Here is a 20,353-nt window from a genome sequence, read left to right as displayed (position 1 = left end):
TCCTGCCGTTTCCTCACCGGACGCCTGCTGGACGGGCAGCGCTGGGCGCGCACAACACCGGAGAACCCCGTGCTGCCGCAACTGCCCCAAGCTCTCTTAGCACTCGCAGACGGCACGGTCTTTCGTGGCACCTCGATCGGCTCGGCCGGTCACACGGTCGGTGAAGTGGTGTTCAACACCGCGCTCACCGGCTACCAAGAAATCCTCACCGATCCCAGCTACTGTCGGCAGATCGTCACCCTGACGTATCCGCACATCGGCAACGTGGGGGTCAACGACGAGGACGTCGAGGCGTCGAAAGTCCATGCCGCCGGCCTGATCATCAAGGACCTGCCGGTTCTGGAGTCGAACTTCCGCAAGACTCGCACGCTGTCGCAGTACCTGGCCGACGAAGGCACGGTGGCCATCGCCGACATCGACACGCGGCGGCTCACCCGCATCCTGCGCACCACCGGCGCCCAGAACGGCTGCATCCTGGCCCTGCCGGCTGGGCAGACCCTCACGCAGGCCCATGTGGACGAGGCCATTGCCAAGGCGCAGGCGGCCCCCAGCATGGCGGGTCTGGACCTGGCCCAGGTGGTCAGCACGACCCGCAGCTACGACTGGACGCAGACCGAATGGCGCCTGGGCAGGGGCTACGGCATGCAAGTCGCACCGCGCTTGCACGTGGTGGCCTACGACTTCGGCGTGAAGTACAACATCTTGCGCATGCTGGCCGAGCGAGGCTGCAAGGTCACAGTGGTTCCAGCACGCACTCCGGCTGGCGAGGCGCTGGCCTTGAGGCCGGACGGCATCTTCCTGTCCAACGGCCCTGGCGACCCGCAGCCCTGTGATTACGCGATCGCGGCCGCGCGCGAGCTGATCGACACGGGCGTCCCCACCTTTGGAATCTGTCTGGGGCATCAGATCATGGCGCTGGCCTCGGGGGCGCGCACCTTCAAGATGAAGTTCGGCCACCATGGGGCGAACCATCCCGTGAAGGATCTGGACAGCGGGCGCGTGAGCATCACGAGCCAGAACCACGGCTTTGCCGTGGACGACAAAACGCTGCCAGCGAATCTGCGCGCCACGCATGTGAGCCTCTTCGACGGCACGCTGCAGGGCCTGGCCCGCACCGACCGGCCCGCCTTCTGCTTCCAGGGGCACCCTGAAGCCTCTCCCGGACCCCATGACATCGGCTATCTTTTCGACCGGTTTGTGTCGCTGATGGAGAACAAGAATGCCTAAGCGCACAGACATCCAGAGCATCCTCATCATCGGCGCCGGCCCGATCATCATCGGCCAGGCCTGCGAGTTCGACTATTCCGGCGCCCAGGCGTGCAAGGCGCTTCGGCAGGAGGGCTACAAGGTCATCCTGGTCAACAGCAACCCGGCGACCATCATGACCGACCCGGACACGGCCGATGTGACCTACATCGAGCCGATCACCTGGCAGGTGGTCGAGCGCATCATTGCCAAGGAGCGCCCCGATGCCATCCTGCCCACCATGGGCGGGCAAACCGCACTGAACTGCGCCCTCGATCTGCACCGCCATGGCGTGTTGGCCAAATACGGTGTCGAGATGATCGGTGCCAACGAGCATGCGATCGAGAAGGCCGAGGATCGCCTGAAGTTCAAGGAGGCGATGACCAAGATCGGCCTGGATTCGGCCAAGTCGGGGATCGCCCACTCGATGGAAGAGGCCTGGGCAGTGCAAAAGCGCATCGCCGCCGAGACCGGCGGCACGGGCTTTCCCACCGTGATCCGACCGAGCTTCACGCTGGGCGGCACGGGCGGTGGCATTGCCTACAACCCCGAGGAGTTCGAGGAGATCTGCAAGCGCGGCCTCGACCTGTCGCCCACCAACGAGCTGCTCATCGAGGAGTCGCTGATCGGATGGAAGGAGTACGAGATGGAGGTCGTGCGCGACCGCGCCGACAACTGCATTATCGTGTGCTCCATCGAGAACCTCGACCCGATGGGCATCCACACCGGCGACTCCATTACCGTGGCGCCGGCGCAGACGCTGACCGACAAGGAGTACCAGCTGATGCGCAACGCCTCGATCGCCATCCTGCGCGAGATCGGCGTGGACACGGGCGGCTCGAACGTGCAGTTCGCCATCCATCCCGACAGCGGTCGCATGATCGTGATCGAGATGAACCCGCGGGTCTCGCGTTCGTCGGCGCTGGCGTCCAAGGCCACGGGCTTCCCGATCGCCAAGGTGGCGGCCAAGCTGGCGGTGGGCTACACGCTCGATGAGCTGCGCAATGAGATCACCGGCGGCGCCACGCCCGCGAGCTTCGAGCCCAGCATCGACTACGTCGTCACCAAGATCCCGCGCTTTGCCTTCGAGAAGTTCCGCGAGGCCGACCCGCACCTGACCACGCAAATGAAGTCGGTGGGCGAGGTGATGGCCATGGGCCGCACCTTTCAGGAGAGCTTCCAGAAAGCCTTGCGCGGCCTGGAGACCGGCATCGACGGCTTGACCGAGCGCAGCACCGACCGCGAGGAGATCGTACAGGAGATCGGCGAGCCCGGCCCGGAGCGCATCCTCTTCGTCGCCGATGCGTTTCGCATCGGCATGAGCCTGGCCGAGGTGCACGAGGAGACGGCCATCGACCCGTGGTTCCTCGCGCAGATCGAGGAGCTGGTTCGCATCGAGGCTCAATTGGCCGGTCGTGCGCTACACAGCCTGTCAGCCCATGAGCTGCGCTTCCTCAAGCGCAAGGGCTTCTCCGACAAGCGCTTGGCCAAGCTGCTGGGCACTGACCAGCATGCCGTGCGCCAGGCGCGGCATGCCCAGGGCATTCGTCCGGTCTACAAGCGTGTGGACACCTGTGCGGCCGAGTTCGCCACGCAGACAGCCTACATGTACTCCACCTACGACGAGGAGTGCGAGGCCGAACCCTCGAACCGGAAGAAGATCATGGTGCTGGGCGGCGGGCCCAACCGCATCGGCCAGGGCATCGAGTTCGACTACTGCTGCGTCCATGCGGCCCTCGCGATGCGTGAGGACGGTTACGAGACCATCATGGTCAACTGCAATCCGGAGACCGTCTCGACCGACTATGACACCTCCGACCGTCTCTACTTCGAGCCGGTGACCCTGGAGGATGTGCTCGAGATCGTCGAAAAAGAGAAGCCCATCGGCGTGATCGTGCAGTACGGCGGGCAGACCCCGCTGAAGCTGGCACTCGACCTGGAGGCCAATGGCGTGCCCATCATCGGCACCAGTCCCGACAGCATCGACATCGCCGAAGACCGCGAGCGCTTCCAGCAACTGCTGCACTCCCTGGGGTTGAAGCAGCCGCCCAACCGCACGGCCCGCACCGAGGAGCAGGCTCTGCAGATGGCTCGGGAAATCGGCTACCCGCTGGTGGTGCGCCCGAGCTACGTGCTGGGCGGCCGTGCGATGGAGATCGTGCATGGCGACAAGGATCTGGAGCGCTACATGCGCGAGGCGGTGCGGGTGAGCGAGAAGTCGCCCGTGTTGCTCGACCGCTTCCTTGACGACGCCATCGAGGTCGATGTGGACTGCATCGCCGATGGCGAGTCGGTGATGATCGGCGGCATCATGGAACACATCGAACAGGCTGGCGTGCACTCGGGCGACTCGGCGTGCTCGTTGCCGCCTTACACCTTGCCGCTCAGCTTGCAAGACGAGCTGCGGCGCCAGACCACGCTGATCGCCCAGGCGCTCAAGGTGGTGGGCTTGATGAACGTGCAGTTTGCCATCCAAGGCGAGGGCGATGCTGCCACCGTCTACGTGCTGGAGGTCAACCCGCGCGCCTCGCGCACCGTGCCCTACGTGTCCAAGGCCACCGGCCAGCCGCTGGCCAAGATCGCGGCGCGCTGCATGGCCGGGCGCAAGCTGAAGGACCAGCAGGGCCTCGGGGGGCGCGCGCCCCACGAGGTGATCCCGCCCTACTACTCGGTGAAGGAAGCGGTCTTCCCCTTCAACAAGTTCCCCGGGGTCGATCCGGTGCTGGGCCCCGAGATGCGCTCCACCGGCGAGGTGATGGGGGTGGGCAAGACCTTCGGCGAAGCCATGCTCAAGAGCCAGATCGCCGCAGGCTCGCGCCTACCCGCTGCGGGCACGGTGTGCCTCACGGTGAAGGACGCCGACAAGGCGCGGGCGGTGGAGGTGGCGCGCCAACTGCATGCCCTGGGCTTCCAGCTCGTGGCCACGCGGGGGACGGGCGCGGCGATCGCCGCTGCCGGCATTCCGGTGCGGATGGTCAACAAGGTGAAGGACGGCCGGCCTCACATTGCCGACATGATCAAGGCTGGCGACATCCAGCTCGTGTTCACCACGGTGGACGAAACCCGCACCGCGATCGCGGATTCACGCTACATCCGCACTGCCGCGCTGGCCAACCGTGTGACCTACTACACGACCATGGCCGGCTGCGAGGCGGCCGTCGAGGCCATGAAGCACCAGGCGGACCTGGTCGTCTATTCCGTGCAAGAATTGCATAAAACGCTACACTGATTTCCATTTCTGAACCCTAGGCCGCCGCCGACCGTCCCGCGCAGGACCCGGCGGCGGCTGATTTTTGGCTGACCTGCGTTCTGTCGCCGGACGGTCACCGGCTGACACGACGCGATGACGATGTGAGAGAGAAGAACTTATGGCCACCATTCCGCTGACCAAGCGTGGCGCCGAGAAGCTCAAGGCCGAGCTCGCGCGCCTGAAATCCGTGGAACGCCCGGCTGTGATCAATGCGATCGCGGAGGCCCGCGCGCAAGGCGATCTGTCCGAGAACGCCGAATATGACGCGGCCAAGGACAAGCAGGGCTTCATCGAAGGCCGTATTCAGGAGATCGAAGGCAAGCTGGCCGTGGCCCAGATCATCGATCCGGCCGCCCTCGATGCAGGGGGGCGGGTGGTCTTCGGCTCGACGGTCGATCTCGAGGAGGAGGAGTCCGGCGATGCCGTGACCTACCAGATCGTCGGCGACGACGAGGCGGACCTCAAGCAAGGCCTGATCTCGATCAGCTCGCCCATCGCGCGCGCGTTGATCGGCAAAGAAGCGGGCGACGTCGCCGAAGTGCAGGCCCCGGGCGGCATCAAGCGCTACGAGATCGTCGAGGTCCGCTACATCTGAGCGGGGGGCTTGCGATGCCGCGGCGGTGGATGGCTTGGGTGGCCGGCGTGTGGGCCGGAGGGGTGCTGGTGATCGGCACTGTGGCCGCGCCCTCGGCATTCGCTGTGCTCGAACGGGCCCAGGCGGGGCGCTTCGTGGCCCGCGTGTTCGCCATCGAGGCCTACGTCAGTCTGGCGTTGGCGGTGCTGATGATTTTGCTGGCGCGCCGGCAGACCGTGCAGCAGGGCGGTGTGCGTTTCAGCCTGGAGCTGGGGCTGGCGCTGGGGGCTCTGTTCTGCACCGTGGCCGGCTACTTTGCGGTGCAGCCGATGATGGAGGCGGCGCGGGCGGGGCAGGGGGCCTGGTCGTTCGCCACCCTCCACGGGGTGTCGTTGGCCTTCTTCGCGCTCAAGGGGCTCGTGCTGCTGACCCTGGCGTGGCGCGCCACGGCGCCAGTGGCGCGCCATTGAGGGGCCGCAGAGAAAGCTCAGGACTCGAGAGCGCGTTTCTTGCGGCTCACGGAGCGCTCCTTGGCGCGCTTGACCGTGCCCCCCTTCGTCAGGCGCTGGTTGCCCAGCACGGTGACCTTCTTCACCTCGGGGCGCTGCCCTCCTCGCTTGGAGTATTTGATCACTTTGACCACCTTGGGGCCGGGCTTGCGGTCTTCGTTCGCTGGTTTCTCCTTGGGCGGGATCGGGCGCCACAGCACCAGCAGCTTGCCGATGTGCTGGACGGGCGCGGCCCCCAACCGGTCGCTGAGCTGGGCGAGCATGTCCTCGCGGGCGTGGCGGTCATCGGAGAAGACGCGCACCTTGATCAGGCCGTGGGCCTTGAGGGCGGCGTCGGTCTCCTTCAGGACCGCCTCGGTGAGACCCTCGGCGCCGATCAGGACGACGGGGTCGAGATGATGGGCCTCGGAGCGCTTTTCCTTGCGCTGGGCCGCAGAGAGTGTGATCGCAGGCATCCGCCTATTATCGTCGGGTCATGAAAATCAAGACCAAGAGCAAGAAAGTCAACCGGGCGTGGCTGCACGACCACCTCACCGATCCCTATGTGAAGCTGGCCCAGAAGGAGGGCTACCGCTCGCGCGCCGCCTACAAGCTCAAGGAGATCGACGAAACCCTGGGCCTGATCCGGCCGGGCCAGCTCGTGGTCGACCTGGGGGCGGCACCAGGGGCCTGGAGTCAGTACGTGCGCCGGCGTTTCGCGCCCCGGGATGCTGTCGGTGGGGGCGCCGCCGCCGGCGCGCTCGACGGGCAGATCATTGCACTGGATCTCCTCGAGATGGAGCCCATCGAGGGGGTGCGCTTCATCCGCGGCGATTTCCGCGAGGAAGCCGTCCTGGCCGAGCTCGAATCGGCCGTGGCTGGCCGGCCGGTGGATGTCGTGATCTCCGACATGGCGCCCAATCTGTCGGGCATTGCATCGTCAGACGCAGCGCGCATCGCCCACTTGGTCGAATTGGCCGTGGAGTTCGCTTGCGCGCATCTGCACCAAAGTGGTGCGCTCGTCTGCAAGGTTTTCCACGGCAGCGGCTACAGCCAGCTTGTCGAGCTTTTCAAGCGGCACTTCCGTGTCGTCAAGCCGATCAAGCCCAAGGCCTCGCGCGACAAGTCGGCCGAAACCTTCCTGGTGGGTGTGGGTCTCAAGCAAGTGAAGCGGCCGTAACGGCGCTGTCCTGAACGCTATCTCGGCGATAGCGTGTAAGGTCTCGCGCCGATGCGCCCCATGCGTCAAACTCGGGTCATAAACGGGGTCACATGAGAAAGGGCGTGCTGCCCGCCTCGACTAGAATGACCCAAGGTTGATTTGTCAACAGGCAATTTGTGCTGTTCGTGTCGGAGAAGGAGCCGCGGTGAACAATCAATGGTTCTCGAAGGTGGCTGTGTGGCTGGTGATTGCGCTCGTGCTGTTCACCGTCTTCAAGCAGTTTGATCGCACCACAGCCACGGCCGGGCAGATCGCTTACTCCGACTTTTTGGAGGAGGTGCGTAACAAGCGCATCAAGAGCGTGACTCTTCAGGAAGGATCGGGCGGGGGTACCGAGATCATCGCCATCACGAACGACGACCGGCGCATCCGCACGACGGCGACCTACCTCGATCGCGGCCTGGTCGGCGACCTCATCAACAACAACGTCCGCTTCGACGTCAAGCCGCGCGAGGAGCCCTCGCTGCTGATGAGCATCCTCATTTCTTGGGGGCCCATGTTGCTGCTGATCGGCGTGTGGATCTACTTCATGCGCCAGATGCAAGGCGGTGGCAAAGGGGGGGCGTTCAGCTTTGGCAAGTCGCGCGCGCGCATGCTCGACGAGTCGAACAACTCGGTCACCTTTGCCGACGTGGCCGGCTGTGACGAAGCCAAGGAAGAGGTCAAGGAGCTGGTCGACTTCCTGAAGGATCCGCAGAAGTTCCAGAAACTCGGCGGCCGCATTCCGCGCGGCGTGCTGATGGTCGGGCCTCCGGGGACAGGCAAGACCTTGCTGGCCAAATCCATCGCCGGCGAGGCCAAGGTGCCGTTTTTCTCGATCTCGGGTTCGGACTTCGTCGAGATGTTCGTCGGCGTGGGTGCGGCTCGTGTGCGCGACATGTTCGAGCAGGCCAAGAAGAATGCACCTTGCATCATCTTCATCGACGAAATCGACGCCGTGGGCCGCCATCGCGGGGCCGGCCTGGGCGGCGGCAACGACGAGCGAGAGCAGACGCTCAACCAAATGTTGGTCGAGATGGACGGTTTCGAGACCAACCTTGGGGTGATCGTGATCGCCGCGACCAACCGGCCCGACATCCTCGACCCGGCCCTCTTGCGCCCGGGCCGTTTCGACCGCCAAGTCTACGTGACCCTGCCGGACGTGCGCGGCCGCGAGCAGATCCTCAACGTGCACATGCGCAAGGTGCCCATCGGCACGGACGTCAAGCCCGACATCCTGGCCCGTGGCACGCCCGGCTTCTCCGGGGCCGACCTGGCCAACCTCGTGAACGAGGCAGCCCTGTTCGCCGCGCGCCGCAATGCCCGTGTGGTCGAGATGCAGGACTTCGAAAAGGCCAAGGACAAGATCCTGATGGGTCCTGAGCGTAAGTCCATGGTCATGCCCGAGGAAGAGCGCAGGAACACGGCCTATCACGAGGCGGGCCATGCCCTGGTGGCGCGCTTGCTGCCCAAGACCGACCCCGTGCACAAGGTCACGATCATTCCGCGCGGCCGCGCGCTGGGTGTGACGATGCAACTGCCCGAAGGCGACCGCTACAGCATGGACAAAGAGCGCATGCTCAACACCATCGCGGTGCTGTTCGGTGGGCGCATTGCCGAGGAAGTCTTCATGAACCAGATGACCACCGGCGCCAGCAACGATTTCGAGCGGGCCACGCAGATCGCCCGTGACATGGTGACCCGCTATGGCATGACCGACGAGCTGGGTCCGATGGTCTACGCCGAGAATGAAGGCGAGGTCTTCCTGGGTCGATCGATCACCAAGCAGGTGAACGTCTCCGAAGAGACCATGCAGAAGGTCGACAAGGAGATCCGCAAGATCATCGACGAGCAGTATGCTGTCGCGCGGCGTTTGATCGAGGAGAACAAAGACAAGATGCACGCCATGGCCAAGGCGTTGTTGGAGTGGGAGACCATCGACGCCGAGCAGATCGACGACATCATGGCGGGCAAGCCTCCGCGCCCGCCCAAGGATTGGTCGCCCAGTGGCGGTGGGAAAGGCAGCGGCGGTCCGACATCGCCTGTGAACACCGATCAAGCCCCTGCGGCAGCCTGACTGTCACCCAGTCGGGTTTTCGATACTCCTACCCAACGGGGCTTCGGCCCCGTTGTCTCTTTTCCAGACCCCATGCATTGGCAGACCTCGCGCTACGCTATCGACTTGAGCCGTCCTCGGGTGATGGGGATCGTCAACATCACCCCCGATTCATTTTTCGATGGGGGCAGGCATGCAAGCACCCGGTCAGCGCTCGACCATTGCGAGCGGCTGTTGAGCCAGGGGGCGGACATCCTGGATCTGGGCGGCGAGTCGAGTCGCCCGGGAGCCCATGCGTTGCCATTGCAGGAGGAGCTTGATCGGGTGCTCCCCGTGCTGCGAGAGGCCGTACGGCTGGGGGTTCCTGTCTCCGTCGATACCTACAAGCCCGAAGTCATGCAGGCCGCGCTGGATGCAGGGGCTGACATCATCAACGACATCTTTGCGCTGCGGCACCCTGGCGCCGTCGAGATCATCGCGGCCCATCGTCGTTGCGGCGTGTGCTTGATGCACATGCAAGGTGAACCGAAGTCCATGCAGACCGCGCCGCACTATCGAGACGTGGTGACCGAGGTCGGACGCTTTCTGGCCGAGCGAGCGCGGATCTTGCATGAGTGCGGTGTCGACGCCGCGCGCATCGTCCTCGATCCGGGCTACGGATTCGGCAAGTCGGTCGAGCACAATTTCGAACTGCTGCGGCGACAGCAGGAGCTGCTCGCGTCGGGCTATCCGCTGCTGGCGGGGTGGTCCCGCAAGTCCTCGCTCGGTGTCGTCACCGGGCGGGATGTGGCCGATCGCCTGGCGGCCAGCGTGGCCGCGGCCTTGGCTGCGGTGGCGCAAGGCGCGCGCATCGTGCGTGTGCATGACGTGGCCGCGACCGTGGATGCATTGAAGGTCTGGGCCCAGGCTGGACTGCCGTCGTGGCAGGCCTGTCCTGAAGACAAGTGAACAGGTCACCCGGCCTGGACCCCTGGATTGAAAGAAGTGACGGACAGATGAGTCAAAGAAAGTATTTCGGAACCGATGGCATCCGTGGCGCGGTTGGCAGCTTTCCCATCACGCCGGACTTCGTTTTGCGGCTCGGCCACGCAGTGGGACGCGTGCTGCGGCGTGCACACCAGGGCACGGGCCGTCCCACGGTGCTGATCGGCAAGGACACGCGCATCTCGGGGTACATGCTGGAGTCGGCATTGGAGGCGGGTTTCTCGTCGGCCGGGGTGGATGTGCTGCTCAGCGGCCCGCTGCCCACCCCGGGGGTGGCCTACCTGACCCGGGCCCTGCGACTGGACCTCGGGGTGGTCATCAGCGCCTCGCACAACCCCTATGGCGACAACGGCATCAAGTTCTTCTCGGCCCAGGGGGAGAAGTTGCCGGACGAGTGGGAACTGGCTGTCGAGGCTTTGCTCGAGGAGCCGCCGCAGTGGGTGGATTCGGCTTCGCTGGGCAAGGCCCGGCGGCTCGACGATGCCCAGGGGCGCTACATCGAGTTCTGCAAGGCCACCTTCAGCGCTGAGTTGTCGCTCAAAGGTCTGCGGATCGTCGTCGACGCTGCCCATGGCGCGGCCTACCAGGTCGCTCCCAACGTGCTGCACGAACTGGGGGCCGAAGTCGTGGCGATCGGGTGCAGTCCCGACGGCTACAACATCAATGCCGGTTTCGGGGCCACCGCGCCCCAGGCCCTGGTCGATGCAGTGCGCCAGCACGGCGCGCATTACGGCGTGGCACTCGATGGGGACGCCGACCGGCTGATGCTGGTGGATGGCCGCGGGCGTCTCTACAACGGCGATGAGCTGCTGTACGTGATGGTCGTCGATCGACTGAACCGGGGTCAGGCCGTGCCCGGCGTGGTTGGCACGCTGATGACCAACCTCGGTGTGGAGCAAGCCCTGGCGCGGCGCGGAGTGCCGTTGGTGCGCGCCAAGGTTGGCGACCGGTACGTTCTCGAGGAACTGGTGGCGCGAGGCTGGCTGCTCGGCGGCGAGGGGTCGGGCCACTTGCTGGTGCTGGACCGCCACACCACGGGCGACGGGATGGTGAGCGCGTTGCAGGTGCTGCAGGCCACGATGCGCGCGGGCATGGGGCTGGCCGAACTGCTGGCCGATGTGATACTGTTTCCCCAAACCCTGATCAACGTCCGTCTGCAGCCGGGTCAGGATTGGCGACGCAATGATCGTCTGGCCGCCGAGCAGGTGGCCGTGACCCGGGAACTGGGCGAGGCCGGTCGCGTGCTCATCCGCGCGTCGGGCACCGAACCCCTGCTGCGTGTGATGGTGGAAGCCCGTGACAGCGTCCTGGCGCAAACCTGCGCCGAGCGGCTGGCCGCCGCGGCGCGTGCGGCGGTCTGAACGTTTGCGCGCCGGCTACTGGCTGATCCGGAACTCGATGCGACGGTTGCGGGCTCGCCCCTCGGCAGTCTCGTTGCTGGCCACGGGCCGTGCGGACCCCATGCCAGAGACGGCCAAGCGCTGGGCATCGATACCCCGAGCCTGGAGATAGCTACGCACGGCGTCGGCTCGGGCCAATGACAGGGCCAGGTTGGCATCCGGGGCGCCGAGGGCATCGGTGTGGCCGATGATCTCGATGCGCCGGGCCGACAGGCGCGTCAGGGTCGGCAGCATCTGGTCGAGCACCGCACGGCCTGACGGCGTGAGTGCGGAACTGCCGGGCTCGAACTCGATGATGCGATTGGCCAGGGCTTGGTCGATCAGGGTCTGTTCCCCAGTGCCCACACGCAGGGCGCTGCGCACGGTGTAGGTCGGGTTCAGCCGCGTAGCGACGGCGCTGACGACCTGCTGGCGCTGGGCCTCGTTGGAAACTTCTCCCTGGATATCCACCTGCGTGCCGCGCACCGTGAGCTGGCCGCGGCTGACCTGCCGGATTTCGGGGCTCAGGATGTTCTGCACATGCTGGGACCATTGCGGCGGTGCGACCACGCTGCCGATGGCGATCTGGTCGACCACGCGGTGCGCACCGTACAGTTCGTGCAGCCGTTGCAGCACCAGCGCGCGTGTGGCTTCGTCCGGCACGGTGCCGGTCACGAGCACCTGGTCGGGGGCGAGCTCGCCGCGGCCAGCAGCCGTGGCAAGGCCACAGCCCAGCAGCAGCGTGGCTGCCACGATGCGTAGCCGCGCCATGCGTTGACGGCAAGGACGAAGGCGTCGCGGGAGGGCATTGTGGGGGCGAAAGGGCATCATCGGCGTTTCCTCACAGGCCCAGGAAAGTCTCTCGGAAGGTCTGGCCGGCCTGCGCCAGCGAGAGCATGGGGTCGCGCAGATAGCTCGACAGCTTCTTCAGTCCGTAGTCGGTCTCCACCGAGCGTTCCACCCAGGACGGGCAGGAGAATTCAATGTTGTCTTGGAGGTTGTCCTGCGGAGCCAGCACTGAACGCAGGCTGCGCGGGCAGGCCCCGTTGAAGCCGACGATCAGCAGTCCGCGGCCCCGATGTCGGGTGGTGAAGATGCCCAGCTCCAGGGCACTGCGCCGCAGGAACCCGGCCACCAGGTCGAGCCAGAACGAGGCGACGAACGGGCGGTACAGCGGATCGTTGGGCAGGGGCAGTTGCAGGCCACGTTCGAGCCTAGGGCTCGGCTGCCCGAGCAGCGGGCGCAGCAGCAGGCCCAGGGCCAGCAGCGCCTGGCGCAACGGCAGGGCCTGACCGGCTTCCTCGAACAGGGCTTCCAGCGAGCCCAGCGTCTGGGTCCGCAGGAAGTCTTGGAAATGTGTCGCGTTCGGCGCCACCGGGCTTTCGAGCTGTCGTTCGGCGCTGGCCAGCACGTCCTGGGTTTGCGTGGCATTTGCGCAGTCCTGGGCACGCTGCGCAGTGTGCTCCATCTGTGTCCATAGGCGTGACAGCGCCAGGGGGCTCAGGCCCAAGAAGCCGGCCGGCTCGGACACACCGAAGGACGCAGCAGCGATGAAGGGGTAGCGACGCCCCGAGGCATCTTGGCTGGGCACGAGGTGACCGGCCAGTCCGACGGGACTGCGTGGGCCGAGGAACGCAAACTGGGTGGCCGGAGCCTCGTCGTAGACCTGTTTCCAGCGAGGATCCTGAGCCAGCAGTTCCAGTGTGCGCGACATCCAGCGGTCCAAGGTCTGGACGAGCGAGGTGCTGGCGGTCCCGTTGCGCACGAAATCGCCATGGGAGGGGAGCTTGCCGAAGCACACGAGCCTCGCCGAGGCCGCGAACAGGCTCATCGTGGGCCTCCTGCAGACGCTGCGGGCGCGGGGCGGGAGGCAGGGCCGGCCACCACGCGAGGCAGCGGTGCGCCACCCAGACCTGCATGGCCACTGGACGATTCGCCGGAAGACCCCGGCATGGCAATGATGCGCAGGTGCATGGCTACGGCATGTCCGCCGGCGGACCATCGCAGCTCGTGAGTCTGGGCATCGATGCGACGGCGTTGGGCGCTATGGATCATGCGCTCCAGACCGAAGCGACCGGGTTCGTTCACGAAGTCGATGTTGCGACCATCGAAACTCACCCCGTGCAGACGCACGCCGAGTGTGGGCTGAGGACCGGGCCAGACGAAGTGCGACCAGGCGGCTGCGGCATTGCGGTAGCGCATCACCTGGCCGTCGATCTCCAGGCTGTACTCGGTCAATCCCGGGGCGGGCTGGGGTAGGATCTGGAACAGAGTTTGTTCCGCCCCCCCGGCCGAAGAAGCCGCGGCATGGCCACCCAGTGGTGCCACCCAGGTGGCAAAGCGAGCCGTGAACTCGGGATGGAGCCGGATGGACAGGTCGGCCCAGGTGCGCGGTGCCAGGCTGTCGCCGCGCCGGATCACCAACGGACCGAGGGTCTTGTCCGCGAACCGGGCCACGGCCCCTTCGGGGCCAAAGATCTTGGCGATGTCTGCCACCGAGGCCTCGACGCGAGCGTCGGGTTTGAAGGGATAGCGGTCGGCCAGCGTGGTTTCGTAGGGACCATGCACCTGGGCAACCCAGATGCGGTTGATTTCGTCCTCGGCCACTGGGATGAGCGCCTCGTAGGCTTGCATCAAGGGTCGCACGAGCAAGGGACGCAGGCTGGCGCGCGCGCCATCGCTCAGGCCGTTGAGCATCTGTTCATCGACGAGCTTGAGCAGCTCGGCGAGCTCGGACTGTCCTTCGAGTGTGTGCTGCAGAAGCTGGACGCTGCCCGGCCCGGCTTCGCCTTGAGTGTGAATGCGGTTGAATCGGGTGCGCAGCCGAGACAGGCCGTCCAGGTAGGCCCCCATCAGGCTGCCGCCGTCCTCGCGGGTGCTCAGCAGGCGGGCCACACCTGCGAACTCCTGACTCACCTGCCCCATGAGCGCCGGTTGGGCGCTGGCTGCAGCACCGTCGGTGGGCACTTGCGGGTTCCCCTGGGTCGGTGCCTGGCGCAGTACCACCTCGCGGAACCATCTGCCCAAGCTACGGCTGGTGCCGGTCGCATCGAGGGCGGCCGGCGGGCGGTCCCAGGACGTTTCCTCGTGCACGACGGCCATCAAGCGCCCCAGCGGTGAGCTGGCCGGGTCACCCAGACGGTTCATCCGACTGACGGCGTGCTCGAAGCTGCCGAAGGGCTGGACACTCACGCCGTGCAGGAAGCGGTGCCACTGGGCGATGTATTCGGACTTGTAGGCATCGGTCAGCGCCTTTTGGATCTGCTCGGGGCTGCCATCGAGGGTGAGGTCATCCTGTACAGTGGTTTTGAGCACCCAGTCATCGGCCTGCAGGGCTTTATGGGCAGCATCACGGATGGCGCCTTGCACATACTCGCGCCAGGCCTGACGGGTGAAGGCGCCAGAAACGGCGTGGCTGCCCGATAACAACTCGCGGTCGGACTCTCCGACCGCGCGCGCCACTGTCATCGGCGCAAAACGCGTGGCTGCGCGAGCCTTGATTTCGGCGTAGACGCGCTCTCGTGCGGGCATGCCCCGCACTACGGTGCGCAGCACGCGGCGGCTCTCGTCCACGAGGGCGAGATTGTTCGCGACCTGAGGGAACTGGGGGTCGTTGACCTGGGAGGCGGTGTAGGCGATCAGCGATTCGGCCACCACCAGCATGCGCTCCCGTGGCATCGCGCCGCGGTTGACTTCGAGCCAGCCACGCCAGAAGCGGGTGATCTGGTCGCTCAGGTGCCCGGGCTCGGCGCGACGCCGGTCGGCCAGCATCAGGTAGGTCTTGAGGGCGTTGTAGGCATCGGTGACGCTCGTGGGCGATGCGGTGCTGTAGGGGGAGCCCTGCGCGGCTGCCGAGGGTAGCGTTGCCGATGCGGCAACCGGTTCGGTGCCATCGTGCAGTTCTCTCTCCTTCTCCTTCACGGCTGCCAGATAGGCTTCGATGCTTTGCGCCACCGGCTTGAGCATGACTTCACGCACCCCGTGAAAGTACTCTCGGCGCAGCGTGTCCTCGAGTTGGCGCCCCTGGTGCAGGCCAAAGGATAGGGCCCAGGGGCGCTCACGATGGATCGCCTGGACTTGGCTCAGCCGATCCTGCAAGATCATGAGAGCCTCCAGGCGTGACGACAGATCGGGCGACGACGTCTGCAGTCGGGTGATGTGCTCGAGGTCGGCGCGCACGTTGGCGACCCACTGACGGTTGTTCGCATACGACCAGGTCCACAAGCCCAGGCTCAGGCCCAGCGATACCAGACCCACGATCACCGTGGCCTGACGCCAGCGCCGCCGAGGCTTCGTTTGGTGCTGGCGCACCAAGTGGCGGTCGGCAAAGATGACGCGGGTGAACAGATCCTTCAGGAAGAAGCCCGCATGGGAGTAGACGCTGGCCGTGGTGCCGGGCTGCAGGCTCAGCCCGAAACGGCGTGCGACCCGCTCGCTGGACCGGCTGGTGGATTCGCCTTCCTGGACCGCGCTGGTGAAGTAGAAGCCTCGGAAGCTCGGTCGATACTGGTAGGGGTTGTCTTCGAACAGGGTGGCGATGAAGGCGGACAACGCCGGCTTGAGGCTCGCGAATTCCAGGGGGAAGCTCAGGACGCCCGGAGGCAGCTTTTCGCCGCGCTGCATGGACATGCGTGCCACCGAGGCGGCTTTGAGCCCCTCGTAGAGTTCGTCGAAATGGCGTTCGAACAGCCCTACAGCATCGGCACGTCCCTGGTCGTCGTAGGGCAGGGTGGCGCCCCACACGCGCTCGCGCTCACTACGGTCGCGGTCCTCGAAGAACTCGACGAACCCGCTGATGAGGTCCGCCTTGGTGAACATGACGTAGACCGGGGCGATGACTTCGAGCGTGTCGGTGAGCTCCTGCATGCGCTGGCGCAACTGCTTGGCCAGACGGATGTTGGCCTCCGGGCGTTGGGTCGCCAGCTCGGCCACGCTGACGGCGATCACGATGCCGTTGATCGGTGCCTTGGGACGGTGCTTTTTCAACAGACCGAGAAAGCCCAACCATTCGGCCCGGTCCTCGTCTTGCACGCTGTAACGCCCGGCGGTGTCGATCAGAATGCCTTCGGAGGTGAAGAACCAGTCGCAGTTGCGGGTTCCCCCGATCCCCTGGATGATGTTGCCGGCATCGTCAGAGAAAGGGAATCGCAGCCCGGACTTGACGATCGCCGAGCTCTTGCCGGCCGCTGGGTTGCCGATGATCATGTACCAGGGCAGTTCGTAGAGGGCGGCCCGCCCCGACGTCTGTCCCAGCCTGGAGCGTTGGAGCGTGCGGATCGCCTGCCGCATGCGCTCGCGCAGGACGGCCACCTCCTCACGCCGGTGGCGCGGCGCATCGAACCTCGAAGCCTCGGCATGCTGGGCGTCCAGGGCCTGCTCGAATTGCTGGGCGGCCAACCGCGCCTTGCGGCGCTGCACGGCCCAGCGGACGAGCGCCACCAGCATGATGACGATGAGCACGCCCAGGGCCCAACGCAGGGGCAGATCGAAAGTCCAGGCGCCGACGCTCACAAAACCCACCAGCGCCAGCCAGCCCGTCACGCGCTGGGCGATGGGGTGGGAGAAGAAGTTCAACAGACTATGCATGGATCAGCACATCAGAGTCGATGCGAGGCCGCTCAGGCGGGTGAGAGGGCGGCGAGCCGCTTGGGCGTCAACAAGGCGGCCACCGGCTGTCGCCCTGTCAGCAGGAGGAGAGCTGCGGCCTCGTCCTGGTGGGAGGCGTGGCTGGCCAGCGCCAACGCCACCAGCGGGCCTGCACATCCCAGGTTCCCGCAGGCCAGCCCGATGCGGCACAGGCGCTCGCCGACGTCGAGTTGCGGCAGCAGCTCGACGATGGCATCGAGCACTTGGCGGGCCTCAGGCCCGGCCAGCCCGATGTCGCTGATGACCCGGCCAACCACCACGGTCTCTGAGCCAGCGTCCAGGGCCTGCGCGGCGAGATCCTGCAAGGAGCGTTCAGCGGGGGGAGGCGAGGCGGGGGCGATAGGCCAGGACAGGTGTGCGAGGGCACCGTCCTGCGCCGACGAGGCCTCTTCGGAGGGAGGCATCTCGATCAGCAGCGCCGCAGCGGCTTCGCCGGGGACGGCGGCTGCGAGCTCGTGCTGGGGATCGACGAGCGAATCACAGGCCATCACCAGCATCGGCCGAGCCTCGGACGGATGCGTCTCGGTCTCCAAGCCGCGGCGAGACCGCCAGTTGAGCCAGGCGGCCGGACCGGCCGCTTTCTCGGTCCGCAGTGTCAAGGGGCCGGCATCGGGGGGCATCCGCGCCCTCAGGTCGTTCTTCAACCAGGCTTGTGCCAGTTCGAGTTCTGCGTCGCTCCAGTGGTCTGGCACCGTCCATCGAACGTCGAGACCGCCGCGATGAGGCATGGCTTGCAGCGTGGCTTGCAGACCGTCAAGCGCGTCGGCTTGCAGGGCCAAAGCCCGCACCAACCCAGGACGCCCGGCGGGGCCGGAGGTCAGGACCATCAAAGCGGCCGTCACGCGGGACGTATCCAGGGCAGAGCAGCGGGCGCTCAGGCGAGGCAGTCCTTGATCGTCGAGACAGTCCGGGTCCGGCGCGGGCATCGGGGGTTGGGAGCCGAGCGCTTGCAGCACCGTGCCGGGATCGTGCCCGCACCGTGTGGCGACGGCGGCGCCGCGCACCAACAACTGCGCGGGCCGGGCAGAGGTCGCGGTGGCGGCGTCGACTTGTTTCGGTGCGATGGCCGAAGCCGACGCGCTGCCGGCGTCTGAATCCTGACCGCCCGAACGGAAGGCCCGCAGTGTCACGCCGGCCAGCAAGGCCAGCGCGATGAGGGACCACCAGCGATCGTCCATCACATCCGGCACGGACGGCCGTTCCACGAAGACCCACAGCGCGGCCACCATGAGGCCGAGCAGGGCCAGACCAGGCCAGAGGTTCTTGCGCATTGAGCAACTCCCGCGGGGCCGGTCAGGCGTCGGTGCTGAGGGACTGGCTGGCGACCAAGGTGGCGCCGCAGGCCGTGAGATCGCCATGGCCGGCCACCGGCTTGCCGTCGGTCAGCATGGGGGGGCGCCCGTCAAGATCACTGTCGTGCGTCATATTGCGTCGCCGTGCTCGACTCGATGCTGCTGCGCTCATACTTGCCAAGAGCTTCAAGTACACGTTGGTGATGGCGATATCTCGCGAGCAGTGTGGCGAGTTCCCGGTCGGTGCCTGCGCAGGCTTGGTTCGTCATTTCGATTCGATCTTTGTCGGATTCGGGGTCCCCGGAAAACTCTCCTCGCAGGGAGCAGCAGGCCTCCCAGCGCTCGACAGGGTGCTTCACAGGCACCGAGGGCGGCTGGCCCGCGACTGCACAGCTGCGCAGCCCCGCGCTTGTGACAGAGATCCAGGCCCCGGTCTTCATTTGCCTTGGTGTGGACGATGCGGCCCCTGACCCGTGCTTGACTGCGCAACGGGGCCCACGGTGAAGTGCAGCATGGGCCGGTGCCGCGTGGATCTCCCGGGTGTGAGCAGGTAAGCCGCACGCACGTCCTGATGCTTGCCGCTTCGCCCCACTCCATCAAAGTTGAAGCTGACGCACAGGTAGGTCCGACCGCTTCGCCGAAGCTGGATCCAGTCGGCGCGGAAAGGATCGAATGGCCTCGGAGAAACCGTGGTTCCCGCTGCCAGCGAGGCCGACGAGAGCCGGAGCACGTGTTCACCATAGATCAACACATGCGAGTTCTCCGACTGCCCATATCCGACTTCAGTTTCTCCAGCGGAAATCAAGTACGTCGCCTTCACGCCTGGCGAAAAGTCGTCGTCTGCAGTGACCTGCGAGGTCGCAAGTTCCTCGGCGGCAATGTCACTCGACGTGACGCGAGCGGCGAGGCACGAGCTGAGCACTTCTCGCGGCGGCTCTTTTGCGATGGCACATGCTCCGAGGATCAGGGCGGGTGCGAGCAAAGCGCGGGAGAGCAGCATCACTTGTACTCCTTGGCGCGTGTCAATCGGAGGTACTCGGGGTTCAACCTCCAGAAAATCGTCCCGCCGTGAGCCGCTGTGGATTGGTAGACGTGGTCATAGCGGCCGATCTCCTCCTGCTTGACGCTCACGGTGCCCGTGTTCTTGTCTCGAACCTTGATCCGCCTATAAAGGATCACGACCTTCGTCGACTCCTCGATGCCATAGATGTTGTGCGATGGATCCGAAAAGCGGATGCCGTGCTTCACTTTGAAGTGGTTCTTGTAATTGGTCTTGATGTCGGCGCCGTCCCAGAACCAACCGCCGTTCGACATGTCCGGTCCCCCGGCCAGTGCATTCTTGGCGGCGGCGACCGCACGTCGCATGCCGGTGTCCTTCTCGATTTCCTGATCGCTGGCCTTCATCAGCTTGGCGTAGCGCTTGTTCCCGTCGTTGACGACGAATGAAAAGGTTGGCTCGCCTCGTGCGAAGCTTGCGATGTCCTTGTATCCGCGCGCGTCGCGCTGTCGCACCAAGATGCTGGCCAGAGCCTGCAGCTCGGCCTCCACGTTGTCCGGCGATGCCTCGCCGTATGCCATTGCCGCCAGTTGGCGAGTCTCGTCGTCGACCTTTGACATCTCAGTTCAGCCAAATGACCAGTTTGAGCTCGCAAACGCCCTGCACACTGGTAGTACATCCACCGCTGAAATCCTTGGCCTTCGCATGCAACGCGCCGTTCGCGAACAGGTCGTATCGGTAGCCCTCGCAGGGATGTCCAAATTCATCAGCCAGGAAGAAGTACTGCTCAATCACCTCGTCCTGTCCATCTTGCTTGTCCGGCTCTGCCTTGGCCCCAGGCTCCGGAGGAGACACGGAAGCGGCACTGCTGCCTGCCCATGGGGCGGATGTGTCTCCGCCCCCGCCTGGGCCGACAGTGCTGACGCTTTGGCTCGCGATCAGCGTCGCCCCACAGGCGCACTTGTCGCCATGGCGAGCCACCGGCTTGCCGTCGATCAGCATCGTGGGATCCCCGGTGGCAATCGTGGTGAGGCGGCCGTGGCCCTTGCGGGGGCAGGTGACCCGGTCTCCGACGCGCGCGATGCGCCGACCATGGGTGTCGGTGGATGCCGAGGCTTCGACGACGGTGCCACCGTGGCTGGTCCTGTCGCCCAGGACGATGAACGGACGAGACATGTGCACTCCCTGCACTTGGATGAATTCGTTGTGGCGCGAAGTCTAGCGATACAAGGCCCAGCAAC

The 20,353-nt window shown here is 65.7% G+C and carries 16 protein-coding genes and 1 pseudogene; 8 read left to right on the top strand and 9 right to left on the bottom strand.

The genetic code is table 11. The annotated features are described in order from the left end of the window. Positions 1 to 69: 69 nt before the first annotated feature. From carA to ACK4ZD_RS06630, 4 genes are all read left to right on the top strand, one after another. Positions 70 to 1,227, top strand: coding sequence for a glutamine-hydrolyzing carbamoyl-phosphate synthase small subunit (carA, locus tag ACK4ZD_RS06645; RefSeq protein ID WP_409659857.1), 1,158 nt, complete (start codon positions 70 to 72; stop codon positions 1,225 to 1,227). Beyond that, positions 1,220 to 4,474: a carbamoyl-phosphate synthase large subunit gene (carB, locus tag ACK4ZD_RS06640; protein WP_409659855.1), complete on the top strand. Its 3,255-nt coding sequence runs from the start codon at positions 1,220 to 1,222 to the stop codon at positions 4,472 to 4,474. Before carA ends, carB begins: the two co-directional genes overlap by 8 nt. 139 nt (positions 4,475 to 4,613) lie before the next feature. Beyond that, complete coding sequence (gene greA / locus ACK4ZD_RS06635) at positions 4,614 to 5,090, top strand: transcription elongation factor GreA (RefSeq protein ID WP_409659853.1); 477 nt, start codon at positions 4,614 to 4,616, stop codon at positions 5,088 to 5,090. Between the two features lie 29 nt (positions 5,091 to 5,119). After that, positions 5,120 to 5,539, top strand: a complete 420-nt coding sequence (locus tag ACK4ZD_RS06630) for a DUF4149 domain-containing protein (protein ID WP_409659852.1) — start codon at positions 5,120 to 5,122, stop codon at positions 5,537 to 5,539. A gap of 17 nt (positions 5,540 to 5,556) precedes the next feature. Here the strand turns inward: ACK4ZD_RS06630 and ACK4ZD_RS06625 are convergent, their stop codons facing one another. Continuing rightward, entirely contained in the window at positions 5,557 to 6,033 is a 477-nt protein-coding gene (locus ACK4ZD_RS06625) for a YhbY family RNA-binding protein (protein ID WP_409659850.1), read from the bottom strand. Positions 6,034 to 6,053: 20 nt separating this feature from the next. Here ACK4ZD_RS06625 and ACK4ZD_RS06620 point away from each other — a divergent pair, with 20 nt between their 5' ends. From ACK4ZD_RS06620 to glmM, 4 genes are all read left to right on the top strand, one after another. Beyond that, the gene (locus tag ACK4ZD_RS06620; RefSeq protein ID WP_409659848.1) at positions 6,054 to 6,737 is read left to right on the top strand and encodes an RlmE family RNA methyltransferase; all 684 of its coding nucleotides are present in this window, start codon (positions 6,054 to 6,056) and stop codon (positions 6,735 to 6,737) included. A 187-nt stretch (positions 6,738 to 6,924) separates the two neighbouring features. Beyond that, a complete protein-coding gene (ftsH, locus tag ACK4ZD_RS06615) occupies positions 6,925 to 8,835 on the top strand; it encodes an ATP-dependent zinc metalloprotease FtsH (RefSeq protein WP_409659846.1) in 1,911 nt (636 codons plus the stop codon). Positions 8,836 to 8,907: 72 nt separating this feature from the next. Next, positions 8,908 to 9,762: a dihydropteroate synthase gene (gene folP, locus ACK4ZD_RS06610; RefSeq protein ID WP_409659844.1), complete on the top strand. Its 855-nt coding sequence runs from the start codon at positions 8,908 to 8,910 to the stop codon at positions 9,760 to 9,762. A gap of 47 nt (positions 9,763 to 9,809) precedes the next feature. Continuing rightward, positions 9,810 to 11,159, top strand: a complete 1,350-nt coding sequence (glmM, locus tag ACK4ZD_RS06605; protein ID WP_409659842.1) for a phosphoglucosamine mutase — start codon at positions 9,810 to 9,812, stop codon at positions 11,157 to 11,159. Between the two features lie 15 nt (positions 11,160 to 11,174). Here the strand turns inward: glmM and ACK4ZD_RS06600 are convergent, their stop codons facing one another. From ACK4ZD_RS06600 to ACK4ZD_RS06565, 8 genes and pseudogenes are all read right to left on the bottom strand, one after another. Continuing rightward, the gene (locus tag ACK4ZD_RS06600; RefSeq protein ID WP_409659840.1) at positions 11,175 to 11,948 is read right to left on the bottom strand and encodes an OmpA family protein; all 774 of its coding nucleotides are present in this window, start codon (positions 11,946 to 11,948) and stop codon (positions 11,175 to 11,177) included. A gap of 70 nt (positions 11,949 to 12,018) precedes the next feature. Beyond that, on the bottom strand, positions 12,019 to 13,008 hold the full coding sequence (gene tagF / locus ACK4ZD_RS06595) for a type VI secretion system-associated protein TagF (RefSeq protein WP_409659838.1): 990 nt from the start codon (positions 13,006 to 13,008) through the stop codon (positions 12,019 to 12,021). Continuing rightward, entirely contained in the window at positions 13,005 to 16,763 is a 3,759-nt protein-coding gene (tssM, locus tag ACK4ZD_RS06590; RefSeq protein WP_409659837.1) for a type VI secretion system membrane subunit TssM, read from the bottom strand. The genes tagF and tssM overlap by 4 nt, the downstream gene beginning before the upstream one ends. Before the next feature lie 32 nt (positions 16,764 to 16,795). After that, a complete protein-coding gene (locus ACK4ZD_RS06585) occupies positions 16,796 to 18,094 on the bottom strand; it encodes a hypothetical protein (RefSeq protein ID WP_409659835.1) in 1,299 nt (432 codons plus the stop codon). A gap of 22 nt (positions 18,095 to 18,116) precedes the next feature. After that, on the bottom strand, positions 18,117 to 18,248 hold the full coding sequence (locus tag ACK4ZD_RS06580) for a PAAR domain-containing protein (protein WP_409659833.1): 132 nt from the start codon (positions 18,246 to 18,248) through the stop codon (positions 18,117 to 18,119). Positions 18,249 to 18,551: 303 nt separating this feature from the next. After that, positions 18,552 to 19,115 (bottom strand): hypothetical protein, encoded by a 564-nt coding sequence (locus ACK4ZD_RS06575; RefSeq protein ID WP_409659831.1) that lies wholly within the window; start codon positions 19,113 to 19,115, stop codon positions 18,552 to 18,554. Then, positions 19,115 to 19,732 carry a hypothetical protein gene (locus ACK4ZD_RS06570; protein ID WP_409659830.1) on the bottom strand — a complete coding sequence of 206 codons (618 nt, stop codon included), beginning with the start codon at positions 19,730 to 19,732 and terminating at the stop codon, positions 19,115 to 19,117. The genes ACK4ZD_RS06575 and ACK4ZD_RS06570 overlap by 1 nt, the downstream gene beginning before the upstream one ends. A 298-nt stretch (positions 19,733 to 20,030) precedes the next feature. After that, positions 20,031 to 20,288 (bottom strand): annotated as a pseudogene (locus tag ACK4ZD_RS06565) (PAAR domain-containing protein); the annotation flags it as partial. Positions 20,289 to 20,353: the final 65 nt, after the last annotated feature.

It is taken from the genome of Caldimonas sp. (genome assembly GCF_046291045.1).
Classification (GTDB): domain Bacteria; phylum Pseudomonadota; class Gammaproteobacteria; order Burkholderiales; family Burkholderiaceae_C; genus Caldimonas.
The sequence above is the reverse complement of the archived record's forward strand: the minus strand, read 5'-3'. Positions and strand labels throughout refer to the sequence as shown.

Excerpts from the sequence above, each read along its gene's own strand:
- carB (WP_409659855.1), top strand. The coding sequence starts at position 1,220 with ATGCCTAAGCGCACAGACATCCAGAGCATCCTCATCATCGGCGCCGGC.
- greA (WP_409659853.1), top strand. The coding sequence starts at position 4,614 with ATGGCCACCATTCCGCTGACCAAGCGTGGCGCCGAGAAGCTCAAGGCC.
- ACK4ZD_RS06630 (WP_409659852.1), top strand. The coding sequence starts at position 5,120 with ATGGCTTGGGTGGCCGGCGTGTGGGCCGGAGGGGTGCTGGTGATCGGC.
- ACK4ZD_RS06625 (WP_409659850.1), bottom strand. The coding sequence starts at position 6,033 with ATGCCTGCGATCACACTCTCTGCGGCCCAGCGCAAGGAAAAGCGCTCC.
- ACK4ZD_RS06620 (WP_409659848.1), top strand. The coding sequence starts at position 6,054 with ATGAAAATCAAGACCAAGAGCAAGAAAGTCAACCGGGCGTGGCTGCAC.
- folP (WP_409659844.1), top strand. The coding sequence starts at position 8,908 with ATGCATTGGCAGACCTCGCGCTACGCTATCGACTTGAGCCGTCCTCGG.
- glmM (WP_409659842.1), top strand. The coding sequence starts at position 9,810 with ATGAGTCAAAGAAAGTATTTCGGAACCGATGGCATCCGTGGCGCGGTT.
- ACK4ZD_RS06600 (WP_409659840.1), bottom strand. The coding sequence starts at position 11,948 with ATGGCGCGGCTACGCATCGTGGCAGCCACGCTGCTGCTGGGCTGTGGC.
- tagF (WP_409659838.1), bottom strand. The coding sequence starts at position 13,008 with ATGAGCCTGTTCGCGGCCTCGGCGAGGCTCGTGTGCTTCGGCAAGCTC.
- tssM (WP_409659837.1), bottom strand. The coding sequence starts at position 16,763 with ATGCATAGTCTGTTGAACTTCTTCTCCCACCCCATCGCCCAGCGCGTG.
- ACK4ZD_RS06585 (WP_409659835.1), bottom strand. The coding sequence starts at position 18,094 with ATGCGCAAGAACCTCTGGCCTGGTCTGGCCCTGCTCGGCCTCATGGTG.
- ACK4ZD_RS06580 (WP_409659833.1), bottom strand. The coding sequence starts at position 18,248 with ATGACGCACGACAGTGATCTTGACGGGCGCCCCCCCATGCTGACCGAC.
- ACK4ZD_RS06575 (WP_409659831.1), bottom strand. The coding sequence starts at position 19,115 with ATGCTGCTCTCCCGCGCTTTGCTCGCACCCGCCCTGATCCTCGGAGCA.
- ACK4ZD_RS06570 (WP_409659830.1), bottom strand. The coding sequence starts at position 19,732 with ATGTCAAAGGTCGACGACGAGACTCGCCAACTGGCGGCAATGGCATAC.